At 57.7% G+C, this 14,777-nt stretch carries 15 protein-coding genes; 7 read left to right on the top strand and 8 right to left on the bottom strand.

Annotated features, from left to right (window positions below; genetic code table 11):
* Positions 1-78: 78 nt before the first annotated feature.
* The 3 genes from J2X72_RS07490 (at position 79) to J2X72_RS07480 (ending at position 2,092) form a co-directional block, all read left to right on the top strand.
* A complete protein-coding gene (locus J2X72_RS07490; RefSeq protein WP_210001106.1) occupies positions 79-474 on the top strand; it encodes a helix-turn-helix domain-containing protein in 396 nt (131 codons plus the stop codon).
* Positions 475-556: 82 nt separating this feature from the next.
* Positions 557-877 carry a 2Fe-2S iron-sulfur cluster-binding protein gene (locus J2X72_RS07485; protein ID WP_210001109.1) on the top strand — a complete coding sequence of 107 codons (321 nt, stop codon included), beginning with the start codon at positions 557-559 and terminating at the stop codon, positions 875-877.
* 189 nt (positions 878-1,066) lie between these two features.
* Complete coding sequence (locus J2X72_RS07480; RefSeq protein WP_210001111.1) at positions 1,067-2,092, top strand: NAD(P)/FAD-dependent oxidoreductase; 1,026 nt, start codon at positions 1,067-1,069, stop codon at positions 2,090-2,092.
* Between the two features lie 24 nt (positions 2,093-2,116).
* On the opposite strand, the gene J2X72_RS07475 is transcribed toward J2X72_RS07480, so the two are convergent.
* A complete protein-coding gene (locus J2X72_RS07475; RefSeq protein WP_310070269.1) occupies positions 2,117-2,734 on the bottom strand; it encodes a DUF922 domain-containing protein in 618 nt (205 codons plus the stop codon).
* Between the two features lie 133 nt (positions 2,735-2,867).
* On the opposite strand from J2X72_RS07475, the gene folP reads away from it, so the two are divergent.
* Positions 2,868-3,707, top strand: coding sequence for a dihydropteroate synthase (folP, locus tag J2X72_RS07470; RefSeq protein ID WP_310070266.1), 840 nt, complete (start codon positions 2,868-2,870; stop codon positions 3,705-3,707).
* Positions 3,704-4,216 carry a 2-amino-4-hydroxy-6-hydroxymethyldihydropteridine diphosphokinase gene (gene folK / locus J2X72_RS07465; RefSeq protein WP_310070263.1) on the top strand — a complete coding sequence of 171 codons (513 nt, stop codon included), beginning with the start codon at positions 3,704-3,706 and terminating at the stop codon, positions 4,214-4,216. The genes folP and folK overlap by 4 nt, the downstream gene beginning before the upstream one ends.
* A gap of 31 nt (positions 4,217-4,247) precedes the next feature.
* Here the strand turns inward: folK and J2X72_RS07460 are convergent, their stop codons facing one another.
* From J2X72_RS07460 to J2X72_RS07445, 4 genes are all read right to left on the bottom strand, one after another.
* Positions 4,248-4,784 (bottom strand): hypothetical protein, encoded by a 537-nt coding sequence (locus tag J2X72_RS07460; RefSeq protein ID WP_210001119.1) that lies wholly within the window; start codon positions 4,782-4,784, stop codon positions 4,248-4,250.
* A gap of 119 nt (positions 4,785-4,903) precedes the next feature.
* On the bottom strand, positions 4,904-5,980 hold the full coding sequence (locus J2X72_RS07455) for a TIGR01620 family protein (RefSeq protein WP_310070258.1): 1,077 nt from the start codon (positions 5,978-5,980) through the stop codon (positions 4,904-4,906).
* Entirely contained in the window at positions 5,977-7,479 is a 1,503-nt protein-coding gene (locus J2X72_RS07450) for a YcjX family protein (protein ID WP_405044663.1), read from the bottom strand. The genes J2X72_RS07455 and J2X72_RS07450 overlap by 4 nt, the downstream gene beginning before the upstream one ends.
* A gap of 56 nt (positions 7,480-7,535) precedes the next feature.
* Entirely contained in the window at positions 7,536-8,051 is a 516-nt protein-coding gene (locus J2X72_RS07445; protein ID WP_310070254.1) for a histidine phosphatase family protein, read from the bottom strand.
* 381 nt (positions 8,052-8,432) lie between these two features.
* Between J2X72_RS07445 and dksA the strand changes: the two genes are divergently transcribed.
* On the top strand, positions 8,433-8,849 hold the full coding sequence (dksA, locus tag J2X72_RS07440; protein ID WP_091877580.1) for an RNA polymerase-binding protein DksA: 417 nt from the start codon (positions 8,433-8,435) through the stop codon (positions 8,847-8,849).
* Between the two features lie 145 nt (positions 8,850-8,994).
* Here dksA and J2X72_RS07435 read toward each other — a convergent pair whose 3' ends face one another.
* Positions 8,995-10,044 (bottom strand): flagellar biosynthetic protein FliO, encoded by a 1,050-nt coding sequence (locus J2X72_RS07435; protein WP_310070248.1) that lies wholly within the window; start codon positions 10,042-10,044, stop codon positions 8,995-8,997.
* Positions 10,045-10,383: 339 nt separating this feature from the next.
* Here J2X72_RS07435 and cckA point away from each other — a divergent pair, with 339 nt between their 5' ends.
* Positions 10,384-12,981, top strand: a complete 2,598-nt coding sequence (gene cckA / locus J2X72_RS07430; protein ID WP_310070245.1) for a cell cycle histidine kinase CckA — start codon at positions 10,384-10,386, stop codon at positions 12,979-12,981.
* 36 nt (positions 12,982-13,017) lie between these two features.
* Here the strand turns inward: cckA and cysK are convergent, their stop codons facing one another.
* A complete protein-coding gene (gene cysK / locus J2X72_RS07425; protein WP_310070241.1) occupies positions 13,018-13,992 on the bottom strand; it encodes a cysteine synthase A in 975 nt (324 codons plus the stop codon).
* 141 nt (positions 13,993-14,133) lie between these two features.
* Entirely contained in the window at positions 14,134-14,754 is a 621-nt protein-coding gene (locus J2X72_RS07420; protein WP_210001131.1) for a LysE family translocator, read from the bottom strand.
* Positions 14,755-14,777 lie beyond the last annotated feature (23 nt).

Raw genomic sequence — 14,777 nt, 5'->3', positions numbered from 1 at the left:
ATATAGAGGCAATGGTATCCTCTTGAAAGAAGGAACCCATTGGAACTATACTTACCTCTTGGAAACCAAGGACCTGAGATGACCGTTCAACCTTCCCAGCAAGCCATCGACTTTTGCGCGACCATGACCGACGAACAAGATGAATTTGCGCGCGAAATGCTTGAGCGGGTCTCGGCCAAGTGGCCGCTGCGCACCCTGCAGATATTGCAAGCCGCAGGCGGGCCCTTGCGGTTTTCCCGCGTGCTCGAGCGGGTAGGCGGTATCAGCCAGAAAGTATTGACACAGACCTTGCGCATGCTGGAACGGGACGGGCTGATCACTAGAACGCTTTATCCTCAGGTGCCGCCCCGCGTGGAATACGAACTCACGCCGCTCGGTTATGAGTTTCTTCTGCAGACCGTTCCACTCTGGCACTGGATTATCGAGCACCTTCCAGCGTTCAGTGCCGCGCGCCATGAAGCCGCCAAGCGGTAGAGGGCTGCGTCAGGGAATACAATTGACTTGCCAGCCAAAATCCCTATGTGAGCGGTAACTTTCCTGCTTTGGGGCGATTTTTATGGCAAAGATCACTTTTGTCACTCATGACGGTGCGCGTATTGAAACGAACGCGGAAAACGGTTCGACCGTGATGGAAAATGCCATCCGCAATGCGGTGCCGGGCATCGATGCCGAGTGCGGCGGTGCCTGCGCCTGCGCCACGTGCCATGTTTATGTGGATGAAGAGTGGACCTCCACGACTGGCGAGCCCGAAGCGATGGAGGAGGATATGCTGGATTTCGCCTATGATGTACGCCCGAACTCGCGTCTGTCGTGTCAGATCCGTGTTTCCGATGAACTCGATGGTCTCATCGTACAAGTTCCGGAACGTCAGGCCTAGCGCCTGCTGATATTTTCTCATCGACCGATTAGAATACGTCCTTTGCTGGGCAATTTGGCGGGCAAGGGAAACGCATTCTCTTGACCTGGGCGAGTGCAATCGTTACGCGCTTGGCAGCCCGCGTGTCCCGGACACGCCAGCCACACCCTTTTTTCCATCAGCGCGGCATGCAGGCATGAGGAATTTTCGATGAGCGAGATTATCAAAACCGATGTTGTGATCATTGGCGCCGGGCCCGTCGGTCTGTTCGCCGTGTTCGAGCTTGGCCTTTACGATCTCAAATGTCATCTCATCGATATTCTGGATCGTCCGGGTGGCCAGTGCGCCGAGCTCTATCCGGAAAAGCCCATCTACGACATACCGGCTTGGCCAGTCATCAGCGGCCATGATCTCACCGAAAAGCTCATGGAGCAGATCAAGCCGTTCGCGCCGCAGTTCCATTTCAACCGCATGGTGACGAAGTTGGAGCGGCAAGCCGATGGCTCATTCCACGTCGAAACTGACGAGGCGGAGGTGTTCGAAGCCAAAGTCGTGGTAATCGCTGCAGGCGGTGGCTCTTTCCAGCCGAAGCGCCCGCCGGTACCCGGCATTGAAGCCTATGAGGGCAAAAGTGTTTTCTATTCCGTGCGCCGCATGGAAGAATTTCGCGATCAGGACATCTTGATAGTCGGTGGCGGCGACAGTGCGCTCGACTGGGCGCTCAATCTGCAACCGATCGCGCGCAGTCTCACAGTCGTACATCGCCGCGCCGAATTTCGTGCGGCTCCCGACAGTGTCAAGAAAATGTTCGAACTGGTCGAGAGCGGCAGCGTGCGTTTCGAACTGGGTCAGGTTTCCGGCCTCAAGGGCGAGGACGGCCAGCTCACCCATGCAACGATCAAAGGTGCCGAGGGCGAGACCGACATTCCGGTTACGCGTCTCCTGCCGTTCTTCGGTCTGACGATGAAGCTGGGGCCGATAGCCGATTGGGGGCTCAACCTGCACGAAAATCTCATTCCGGTCAGCGTCGAAACATTCGAGACATCGGAGCCCGGCATTTTCGCTATCGGTGATATCAACACCTATCCCGGCAAGCTCAAGCTCATCCTGTCGGGCTTTCATGAAGCGGCGTTGATGACGCAGGCCGCCAAGCACATCGTCAGTCCGGGCGAGCGCATTGTGTTCCAGTACACAACGTCATCGACCAGCCTGCAAAAGAAGCTCGGTGTGAACTGATCGATCGTACAAGGCCAAGCTTTACTAAGGGCTTTTTGCGAATTCGCGCTGGAGCCGGAAAACGAGAAGCCGTTCAAAGCGGCTGTCAAAGTTAACGGCTTCGACACGGTCGAACTGGATTTGGGCAAGGTCGTGCTGGCGCATCAATTTTGCAGTCAGCGCATCGATGTCAGCCTTCATGGCGGTGCAATCGCTGCGCCATGGCAGCGCCTTGATCGCCCTCTCCATATCGCCTGCAGCTGTGCGCGCGATGACAATATGACTCTCTTCGTGCCGTTTTATATCAGCCGATAGCGTATCCCAGATCAGGGCAAGATCCGGTTTCGCTGTACGGCGCTGTATCCAGCGGGGCAGGAACACCTGGGCATGAACGACGACGTTGGCATCGACAACACGGCAGTTTTTGCCATTGGAACCGTATTTTATCCTGTTGGTGAAGCGCATCTTCGTCATGCCCGGATGACGCTGGCCCGTTTTTAGCAAAATCGGGCCCCGGCGGTATAATTCACGATCGAGATCCGTTGCCGTACGGCCATTCAGCGCGAAGTATTCATATTTGCGCAGGACTACCGCCGCGTTGGCAGCGGATATGGTCATCAATAGCGCCACACCGAGAGAGGCAGCTTTGGCAAGAACATGCATTTGGTATCTTCCTTTTCGGCCAAGTCTGCCCGATCCTGAGACTATCGTCAAAAACATTGCGGATGAATTGACGTTGCATGCGTTCTGTTCAAAAACAGAACAATGATATGTGAAGCATGATGGGAGCGCGCCGATGCAAAGAGAATGGAAACTGGCACATGGCCGGTCTCTGAGGCTGGGCGACCGCGCACTGATCATGGGCGTGCTTAACGTCACGCCAGACTCTTTTTCCGACGGCGGTGTGCATTATTCTTTGGATCAGGCCCTGGAGGGCGCGCGGGAGATGATCGCCGAAGGCGCATCGATCATCGATGTGGGCGGCGAATCGACCCGGCCCGGCGCCACACGCGTAGAACCGGCCGTCGAGCAATCGCGCATTTTGCCCGTGATCGAAGCGCTGGTTAAAGAAACGGACATAATCATCTCGGTCGATACCTATCGTGAAGAGACCGCCCGCCTTGCCGTCGCTGCCGGCGCTCATATCGTCAACGACGTCTGGGGTGTGCAGCGCGAGCCTGCCATTGCCGATCTCGCGGTGGAAACCGGTGCAGGGCTTGTCATCATGCATACGGGCCGCGAGCGGGAACGCCACCCCGATGTCATTATCGACCAGTTTGCCTTTCTTAACCGTTCGCTGGAAATTGCCAAGGTCGCCGGTGTTTCGCGCGAGCAGATCGTACTCGATCCGGGCTTCGGCTTTGCCAAAGACACGGCGGAAAACATTGTCCTGATGGATCGCTTTGTGGAACTCGAGGCGTTCGGTTATCCATTTCTCGTCGGTACCTCACGCAAGCGTTTCTTGCGAGCCACTTCGGGCGGTGAGCAACAGGAGTGGGATATCGCCACGGCCGCTTCGTCAGCGATATTGCGGATTGCCGGTGCAGACATTTTCCGGGTCCATAATATCGCGATGAGCCAAAGCGCGCTGGCGCTGGCGGATGCGGTGTTGCAATCGCGCAGATCGAGGCAATGACCGCCTTGAAGCACAAGGCGTGGCTCGGGCTTGGCGGCAATATCGGAGATCCCTTGACTTCAATGGCCAAGGCATTGCGTGCGTTGAACGAACGCAGTGAAACGCGTGTTCTCGGTGTGTCGCCGGTCTACAAAACGCCTCCGTGGGGCAAGACGGATCAGGCATGGTTTCACAATGCCTGCGCCGAAGTCGAGACCTCGCTCGATCCGGAAGCGCTACTCGCAGCTTGTCTCGATGTGGAAAAGCACTTGAAACGTCAGCGACTCGAACGCTGGGGGCCACGGATCATCGATATCGATGTGCTGGCTTATGAAGGACTTGAGGAATTTGAAAGTCCGACCCTGATCTTGCCGCATCCGCGCATGACCGGGCGCGCCTTCGTGATGGTTCCACTCGCCGATATCGCACCGGATTTGGTGCTCAGCGGCAAGACAGTCGCGCAATGGGCTGCATTATGCGACAGGACCGGCGTGGAAACTGCCCGCGATGATTTGGACTGGTGGAAATGAACGATTCGCGCTTTCAGGCTGCCAAATACTGTTAGTTTTTGGCGATGCTGCCAACAGCCCTGGCGTCAACGCGCTTCAACGTCATGCCTACGACAGGGATCAGCGCCTCTTCAAGCCGTACTGAGATCGTGACGTTCATCGTGTTGTCATCGTTGAACTTGGCCAGCATGGCGCCGTTCAATTGTTTGCGGCTGATGGCGAGCACGACACGGTTGCCGGAGACATTGCCGCCAGTGATGTCGAGACCCTTACCGGCCGAACCATCAAGAAAGCTGCCCTTGTAGCTATTGCCAGCCCGAACGATCGTTGCCTTCATCGGCTGGTTGAAAATGCCGACGCGGCAGCTGCCGTCCAGTGTCATGCCGGCTTTTTCCGCTGGCGTGGACCCATCGAGCGTGCAGACGAATTTGGTGCCCTTATATTTGCCGGCCACGATCTCGCCGGGACCGACCCACTGACCTTCCACGGTTTGGAAGAATTCGGCGTCCTTGTCCTTGGCTTGCGCCGGCGACGCCAGAAACGCGCAGGCAAACAGGGATAGGGTAGCGGCTGCTGCGCTTCTTTTCATAGACAAGACTCAACACAAATCATTGGAATGGGCACTTAGTTGATCATCGTTTGGAATGGTTAATGGATGGTTGCCATTCTCAGTTAAATTGCAACCCCGGAAAAAAGGAACCTTCGCCGCTATGGCTTTTTTGCACCACCAATACGCGCCAGATCGCCGATGAAATCACCGATACTCGGGCGCCTTTCCGCATTGAAAGGGAAGGGCCGTACGAGGTCCATGGCGGAGATGCCGATACGCGCTGTCATCAATCCATTGATGACGCCTTCGCCAAGCCGCGCGGAAAGCCGCGCTGCCAGACCGTGGCCAACCAGCTGCTGAATGATGCTGTCGCCCATCGCCACCGTGCCGGTGACGGCGAGATGCGCAATGACATTGCGGGTAAGTTTGAGGAAGCCAAGCGTGCCCGGCCGGCCGCCGTAAAGCTCCGAAAGCCGCCGGATAAGACGCGCAGACTCAAAAACCACATAACCGATGTCGACCAGCGCTCGCGGACTGACTGCGGTGACGATCGATACGCGTTTCGAGGCGGCGAGGATCATCTCCCGCGCCTGCCGGTCGAGAGGGCGGAGTAGTTCGGTTTCACTGAGCCGGATCAGGTCGCGGCCGTCGATAACCTCGTCACGCAGATCGTGCAGCAGTGCGCGGCCCTTGGCTGTAGCGGGGAGGGTTTCGGCAATTGAGACGAGCTTGCCGACAGCCGTTTTCGCCGCTCGATCATCACTATCCGCTGCAGCCTTGGCCGCCTCATCGCGCAAGTGCTGTACCGATGCCAGCCGGCGCAAGGCCAGCCCCTCGCGAAGGACGATTGCAATCAACGCGAACGCTGCGACGACACTGACCCCAAGTGCTACCCAACCCAACCACGGCGCACGCCCGAACAGCGTACGAACGAGATTGTCGGCCCACAGCCCCAGCGCCAGCGATACCAGCACTCCGAGCGCTCCTGTGAGCAGCGAGGCGAAAGAAAAGCGCTTTTTATGTGCCAGTGCCGGTGGCGGGGTCAGCGCATCGAGTTCGTTTGCGGTCTCCGGGTCGAGGTCGAAGACATCCACGGCTGCCGGTGTGATCACTGCGACATCCTTGATCGAGGTCGGCTTACGCTGTTGCGCGGCGCGCGCCTTCTGCGGATCAGCGATTTGCTCTGGCTGGTCGAGCCGGAAGGCAGCGGGTTTGCGGGCGTTGTTATCCGTCATGCGAGGCGATCTCCTATGAGGAATTGTAGCGCGCGATCGAGCCTTATATGCGGCAGCGACAGGGTGAGGCCTTCCGCGGTCTTCTCCAGCCGGGGCGGGCGGAAGCGGACGAAACGAATAGCCGGGTCTTCAGACACCCTGTCCGGATGTTCAAAGATCGAGTCCGGTTTTGCCGGCAAGTCACCGGGAAATATGGCTGTTTCGGTTTTGCCATCGAATGTCTCGCCATTGATGGTCTCGCCTTTCAGCGGCGTTCCAATGATGACCGGGAGGGTTTCCTTGCCCTGCGTCACCGTCGCTTCGCGCGTGGTACGTACCGCAGCCATCGCCAGCACGTCGACGGTTGCACCAGAAAAATCGGCACGGCTGACGGCGCGGTCCACCAATCGCCGGACGATGGCTTGCAGGCGGTCGTGGCTCTCGTGGTGCAAATGATCGGCCTTGGTCGCGGCAACAAGAATACGGCTGATGCGCCGCTGCACGAGGCCCGTCAGGAAATTGGTGCTGCCAGGGCGAAAGCAGGAAAGGATTTCCGTCAGTGCTCGCTCCAGATCAGCCACAGCCGATGGCCCGGCATTCATTGCCTGCATGGCATCGACAAGGACGATCTGCCGGTCGAGCCGGGCAATGTGTTCGCGGAAAAATGGTTTTACTACATGGGTTTTGTAGGCTTCGTAACGCCGCTCCATCATTGCCGCCAACGAGCCCGGCCGCGGCTTACCTGCCTTGAGGTCCGGCAATGGCGCGAAGGTGAGCGCTGGTGACCCGTCAAGGTCTCCCGGCATCAGGAAACGGCCGGGCGGTAACGTCGACAATGCGCGTTCGTCGGCCTTTCCAGCTTTCAGGTAATCTGTGAAGCTCTTTGCCAGGCGCTGTGCCGTCATTTCGTCTGCGTTGGCATCGGCCTCGGCATCGTTCGACACCTTGAACCAGTCCGCTGCAAGATCGCGGTGGCTTTCGAGTTGGGCGAGCTCAAACGAATCCCTGGAAAACTCCCCATAGGTTTTACCCAATAGCGGGAGATCCAGCAGCCATTCTCCGGGATAGTCGACGATATCGACCGAAAGCTTGCCGCCGGAGAACATGCGGTTCCATATCGACGCCGATTCATATTCGATCGTCAGGCGCAGTTCGGAGATTGCCCGCGTCGAGTCCGGCCATATCCGCTCGTCGATCAGCGCCTTCAGATGCTCCTCATATTGAAAGCGCGGAACTGCATCGTCGGGCTGCTCTTCGAGATATGCGCGTGCAATGCGTCCGGATTTCTGTGCTTCAAAAAATGGCAGGCGGCCGCCATGGATCAGGTTATGCACCAGCGCGGTGATGAACACGGTCTTGCCCGCACGAGAAAGGCCGGTAACACCGAGCCTTAGCGAAGGGGACATCAATCCGCTGGTGCGGTCGGCCAGCGTATCGAGCGCTATTTTCGCTTCATCGGTAAGTGTCGTCAGTGTGCCCAATTCAACCGTCCTATGGCCGCGTCGCAGTCTTGATCTCATTCCTTGGCTCAGCCCATTTGGGCGTCCGGCGTGTCAAAGGCAAGAAAATGATGATCTTACAAATGTGTTGAGGGCGAAAAGAAAGCCTGCAACACACCGGTTCCCGGGCGGATTTCCGCAAGCGGACTGTCGAACTGGATGACAGCCAAGGCGGCCGTCGGAAACCCGGAAACGAAGGTCGGATGGCTTGGGGGATTGCCACGGCCGGCGAGGGCGGTGGCCAGTTCCTCCATCATCGGGTTGTGACCGACCAGCATCACGGAGTTGGCCGCTTCGTGTTCGAGCCCGGCCATGCGGATCGCCATGAGATAAGCGTCAGGACCGGCCGAATAGAGCTCTTCTGATTCCTCGACGATGAAAGGGGGTTGGACATCGACGTACTCAAGTGTCTGTCGCGCCCTGATAGCGGGTGAACACAAAACGATCTCCGGTTTCATTCCGGAGCGCCTGAGTTCTTCCCCAAGGACCTTGGCGGCTTCGATGCCGTCGGTATCGAGCGTCCGGTCGAAGTCTTTCTGGCCGGGGGACGGCCAGACTGCTTTTGCATGCCGCAGCAAATAAACCTGGCTCATCGCGCAACTCCCTGATGATACTGTTCAACAGGTGACATGCTTCCCCGAAAGACGCAAACTTTGGATAAAATCTGTGCGGCAAATGTGACGATTATCAAATAATTGTGCAAAACGGGCCTGTCGAATTTCTGGGCGGCATGCATGTTTCCAAGGCGAGCTACAACCGGTAGTAGAGCCTTGGAGCTATAAAATGCCGAAATTTGCCCTCGTTTCTTCGTATTTTTGGTTAGAAAATCGATGAATCTTGCCATTTTTGCCGATAATTTAGGCAAAAAATCATGATTTCTTTCTTTGATTTACATGTCTTTTTGTAGTTGTGCGCCAATCTGACACGACCTATATAGGCCTCCTCGCGTCTTACAGGTGCAGGGTGATTCAAAGATGAATAAACTGATCGATCTTGACTACAAGCCCACGGATGACGAGCCCTTCATGAGTGATCGGCAGAAATCCTACTTTCGTGAAAAACTGATCAACTGGAAAAATGATATTCTGCGGGAGGCGCGTGAAACGCTTGAGATCCTGCAGCAGGAAAATGCAAATCTGCCAGATATCGCAGACCGCGCATCATCTGAAACGGACCGTGCAATCGAGCTTCGGGCCCGTGACCGCCAGCGCAAGCTAATCTCCAAGATTGACGCCGCCTTACAACGCATCGACGACGGGACCTACGGTTTTTGCGAGGAAACCGGCGATCCGATCAGCTTGAAGCGTCTTGACGCGCGTCCTATCGCAACCTTGTCAATCGAAGCTCAGGAACGTCACGAACGGCGTGAGAAAGTCTACCGCGACGACTGAGCTGCAATCTGAATTACAGAAGGCCCGGTTTTCCGGGCCTTCTTTTTTGTGACGATTGAAGCAATTCGAGACCTCAGCTTGATAGGAGCCGCTTGGCGAGCACAGAAAATCACGTCAGGTGCCGATCAGGATCGCTTCTCCTTTTTCAACGCTTCTCAGGTCGGGATAAATCTCCTAGCAGCCGTTCCATCTCGTCCTCGATGCTGTCCTGTTTTTCAGGCTTTGCTTCCTTGCCGGGTGCGATGTTGAGTTCGCTTCCGAGGTCTGTCTCGAATGCGTCGCTGAAATCCATGTCGCCCAAGGTTATTTCAGATTCTTCCTCTTCCACGGACGCATCGAAGGTCGGCTCCTTGACGGCCGCGGCCGGTTCGTTGCGCACGGCGAAGGGGAAGGCAGCGGCAGTCGTCGTTCTGGTTTCCGATGCAGCTACCTCCCTCGCAGGTTCTGGCGCTTCTATCTTCGGCTCGGCCCGAGTCACGGTTCCAAAGGATGGCGAAGCGGTTCGCTGCCAGCCATTGTCCTGCGCCGGAGCACTGACAGCCGGTGGTTCGTTCGAAGGAGCGGACGCTGCTGCCGGGGCCCTCGCTGCCGGTGGAACGGGTGGCACGGGGGGCGTGGATGGCAAGGGGGCCGGTTGCTCGGCCTGTATCGGTGGTTCGGGCGGCCGCCTTGGCGACTCAGATTGCTGCGACGGTGCCGGACGCTGCGGTATCTGCGGCGCTGGCGCTGTCTGAACAGGTGAGGGAGGCGTGTGAACCGGAGGGGCTGGAGATGCGATACGGGGCTGTGCGCGAGGCGGCGCTTCGGCGACCTTTGGCTCCGGCCTCGGTTCAGGAATTCTCGGCTCGGGTTCGGGCGTTGCTCCGGACGCTGGCGGTTCAACCCGCGCTTGGCGCGCAAACTGGCGAATGTTTTGCTCGATCACCAGGTCGCTTGGACCGCCGATTAGAATCAGATGTTCGACGTCGTCGCGGCGCACGAGGACCAGCCGTCTGCGATTATCGACAGCCGCGGCGTCGGTTACCGAGAGACGGACCTGCCGGTTGCGCCCGCCGGCAACGAATGTTCCACCCGTCACCCGCCGCAATATCGCGAATACCAGCAGAAGCAGGGCGATGACCAGAATGAACAGAAGAATAAATCCCACTATGGGGGCAGCGCTTTCGCCAACAATAGTGGCAAGCCAAGCGTTCATGATAAACTCTCCTTGTGCGTTCTTCGGGCCCAAAACTTGTTCCCCGACATGGGCTTCGAAGCATTACTTTATGCGACACTAGTGCGTGCCATAGTTAGCCGCAACCCTAACGCAGTTTCGGCTTGTGTAGTACGGATTGTCTACGCGCGATATTGGATGTTCTAAATCGGAATTCGTGCGAAACCGTGGAATAATCGCGGTCATGTAAAGGATGGGGTTTATACGGGGTCAAAGATATGATCCAAACGATTCGAGAATAAACATCGCCCTGATGCAATTGCGCCGGTGATGAAGAAAAGGGGCCTGAGACGTATGTCTCAAGAAACGAATAGCAGACGTATGTCTCAAGAAACGAACAGCGATCTTTATCCAGAACCGATCATCGCGAACACGAAATCCAACAAGGCTGGACTGCGCCTGGTTCTTCTTGGCGTGCTGCTGATCGGCGTTTCCCTCCTCTATTTCATCTATCGCGATCAACTCGGGCAGCAATTCCTGCTTGGCCTCCTCGGCACGCTGGCCATGACCGGTGTGTTCTATCTGTTCGGCTCGGCGATCAATGTCATTCAGTTCACGCCGCGGGGCACCAGTGACGAACTCACGCGAGCGTTTGTCGATACGTTTCCGGAGGGCACGGTCGTCTGCGATCAAAAGGGCCGTATTGTCTACGCCAACAGGGCCTATGCCGAGCTGACCGGTGTCACCAATTCCAACGATGTGCGGGCGATCGAGCATATTCTGTCCAGCGAAGCCGCAGCCTCGGATCCGATCTACCGGCTTGCCAATGCCGTGCGCGACGGCGTTTCCGGACAGGAGGAGCTGCGACTGTCCCGGCCGCTCGATCCATCGCGTGAGCCGGTCCCGACATGGTACCGGGTCAAGGCGCGGCCTGTCGCGGGCATTCCCGACCAGACGACACCGGTTTACGCGTGGCAGATCGCCGACATTTCGGCTGAGCGTGCCGAACAGGAGCGCTATTTCCAGGATATTCAGGAGGCCATCGATCATCTCGACCACGCTCCGGCGGGCTTCTTCTCAGCCGATCCGGACGGCCGCATCATTTATATCAACGCAACGCTGGCGGAATGGCTCGGCGTCGACCTTACACGGTTTACCCCTGGCTCGATGATGGTTCGCGACATCGTCGCAGGCAATGGCATGGCACTGATCAATGCGGTCAAGACAGAGCCTGGCACCAGCCGCAACACAGTCATCGATCTCGACCTTGCCAAATCCAATGGCCAGAGCCTTGCCGTCCGCTTCTATCATCGCGTTCAGGCGCAGCGTGACGGCCGGCGCGGCCCTACGCGTACGATCGTTCTCAACCGCGCTGAAGGCGAGGACAATTCAGCCGCGTTGCGCGCGGCAGAAGTGCGGTTCACGCGCTTCTTCAATTCAGCCTCTATGGCTATTGCAGCGGTCGACGCCACCGGCAAGATCCTGCGCACCAATGCACGGTTCCTGGGGCTTTTTGCCCCGGTTGTCGATCGTGATGATATCGACCGGCGCATCCCGCTTGAGACCGTCGTGCATGAACGCGATCGCGAGGCCTTCGACCGGGCGCTGGCAGCGGCTTTTGCCGGCAAGGCGGAAATCTCCCCAGTCGATACCGTTATCCCGGGTAATGAGGACCGCCATCTGCGCTTCTATGTCAGTCCGGTGTTCGATGCCGGTTCAGAGGATGGTGCCGAGGAAGCCGCCATTGTTTCAGTGGTTGAAACCACCGAGCAGAAGGCGCTTGAAGCCACGATGGCGCAGAGCCAGAAAATGCAGGCCGTAGGGCAACTTGCGGGGGGTATCGCCCATGATTTCAACAATGTGCTGACCGCCATCATCATGTCTTCCGATCTGCTGTTGACCAATCATCGCGCATCGGATCCGTCCTTTGCCGACATCATGAACATCAAGCAGAATGCCAATCGCGCCGCTTCGCTGGTACGGCAGCTCCTGGCGTTCTCGCGTCGCCAGACCCTGCGGCCGGAAGTGCTGAACCTTACCGATGTGATTGCTGATGTTCGCATGCTGCTGACGCGTCTTGCCGGGACGCAGGTCAATCTCAAGATCGAGCATGGACGCGATCTGTGGCCGGTGCGCGCGGACCTCGGCCAGTTCGAGCAGGTGGTCGTCAATCTGACGGTCAATGCGCGGGACGCTATGCCCGAAGGCGGTAACCTGACGCTCCGTACCCGCAACGTGACCGAAGCGGAGAGTGCTGAACTCACTTATCGCGACCTTGTTCCAGGCGATTATGTGCTGGTTGAGGTAGAGGACAGCGGCACCGGCATGACGCAGGAAGTGATCGAGAAGATCTTCGAACCCTTCTTCACGACGAAAGAGGTCGGGAAGGGGACGGGTCTCGGCCTGTCGATGGTTTATGGTATCATCAAGCAGACCGGTGGTTCGATCCACGCCGAGTCTGAGCTCGGCAAGGGGACGACATTCCGCATTTTCCTGCCGCGTTTTGTCGAGGAAAAGCAACCGCAGGTGATAAACGCCGATGGCGAAGCCGTCGTGACCGAAATGCCGAAAAAGGAGAAAAAGGCGGAAAAAGCCACCGATCTCTCCGGTTCTGCAACCGTTCTCCTGGTGGAAGACGAGGATGCCGTCCGCATGGGCGGGGTTCGCGCGCTGCAATCGCGTGGCTACACTGTGCACGAGGCATCCAGCGGCGTCGAGGCGCTCGAGGTGATGAAAGAACTCGATGGTAAAGTGGACATCATCGTTTCCGACGTGGTCATGCCCGAAATGGATGGCCCGACGCTGCTGCGCGAATTGCGCAAGGATTACGGCGATATCAAATTCATCTTCGTTTCGGGCTATGCGGAAGATGCTTTTGCCCGAAACCTGCCGGAAGACGCCAAATTCGGCTTCCTGCCGAAGCCTTTTTCACTGAAGCAGCTGGCGACTGCGGTCAAGGAAACGCTCGAGAGCGAGTAGGCATTCACCGTCATCCTCGGGGCGAGCCCAACTGGCTCAGCCATCCAGGCCTTCGAACAGCGCGGTGGACAGATACCGCTCGGCGAAGGAAGGGATAATCACAACAAGGTTTTTGCCCTTGTTTTCCGGGCGGCTGCCAACCTCTATCGCCGCCGTCAGCGCTGCACCTGACGATATCCCCACGGGTACGCCTTCAAGCCGCGCTACGAGACGCGCATTGGTGAAGGAATCCTCGTTCGAGACCTGTACGACCTCGTCATAAATGTGTGTATCAAGCACGGCGGGAGCAAAGCCTGCGCCTATACCCTGGATCTTGTGCGGGCCGGGGTTGCCGCCGGAAAGAATAGGCGAATCCTTGGGCTCCACGGCAATAACCCGCACACTCGGCTTGCGCTGCTTCAACACTTGGCCGACGCCGGTAATCGTGCCGCCAGTGCCGATGCCGGCAACCAGGATGTCGACAGTGCCCTCGGTATCGTTCCAGATTTCCTCGGCGGTGGTGCGCCGGTGGATTTCAGGATTTGCAGGGTTGTCGAACTGGCCAGGTATGACCGCGTCGCCAATGGTCTCGACCAGCTCGTTGGCCTTGGCAATGGCGCCCTTCATACCCTTGGCGCCTTCGGTCAGCACGAGCTCCGCGCCGAGCAGTTTAAGCATCTTGCGGCGTTCGACGGACATGGTTTCGGGCATGGTGAGGATCAACCGGTAACCTTTGGCGGCGGCGGCGAATGCCAGCGCGATGCCGGTGTTGCCGGAGGTTGGTTCGACGAGCGTCGTCTTGCCCGGTTTCGCCTTGCCCTGTGCTTCGAGAGCCTCGATAAGCGCGACACCGATACGGTCCTTGACGCTGGCGATAGGATTAAAGAATTCGAGCTTGGCCAGCAGATTGGCACCGATACCCTTTTCCCTGGCAAGTTTGTCGAGCCGGATCAGGGGCGTATCACCGATCGTATCGACAATGGAATTGTAGATGCGGCCACGGCCTGGCTTGCGCGCAGTGTCATTGCTCATGAATATCTCCTGATCCTGTTTGGGTTCGTGCGGCGATCTTATGGGCCTTGCCTAAAAATTCCTAGTTGGCACCATGCGCAAACCCGCTTCCGATTGGAAGAAAATTCTAATATTTGGCTGTATTTGCAATAGCATTCTTGCTCAGGAGGAACGCCCGGCAATGGCGAGCGCTGCGCCCGCCATAAAGGCCGCCGCCGTGCGGTTCAGTCGCTTCAGCGCCCGGGGCGAGGCGAGCAGTCCTCGCGCCTTGGCCGCCAGGGCAAGGTAGGGCACCAGCACCACGAGCAGAACCAAAACTGTCAATGCCGCGAGGATCGAATAGTCGGCCAGGGTGATCGTATGCAGGTCGACGAGAGTCGGTGTGAGGGCGATATAGAAAAGCATTGTCTTTGGATTGCCGAGCGTCACTGTCAAGCCGGCCACAATGCTGGAGACGGCACCGCCGCGGCTTTTCTTGGCTTCGATTTTTTCGGCCGATATGCCCGATGTCCAGAAACCCCAGGCAAGGTAGGCAAGATACGCGACGCCCGCCCATTTGATCACGAGGAAAACCGTGCCGAACGTTTGCGCCACCATGGCAAGGCCGAGCACCACTGCGGTCAAATAAGTGAGGTCGCCAATGATTAAGCCGAGCGACATAAACAGCGATGAGCGAAACCCCGAGCCGAGTGCCCGGGCAACGAGGGCGGTTACCCCTGGGCCGGGGATAGCGGCAGCGATGGCAAGAGCACCAGAATAAGCAACAAAACCGGCAAGCGTCATGATCGTTCTCAATGGGTGGAGGG

Origin of the sequence: Phyllobacterium sp. 1468 (assembly GCF_031455525.1) — a bacterium.
Taxonomy (GTDB): Bacteria; Pseudomonadota; Alphaproteobacteria; order Rhizobiales; family Rhizobiaceae; genus Phyllobacterium.
The sequence above is the reverse complement of the archived record's forward strand: the minus strand, read 5'-3'. Positions and strand labels throughout refer to the sequence as shown.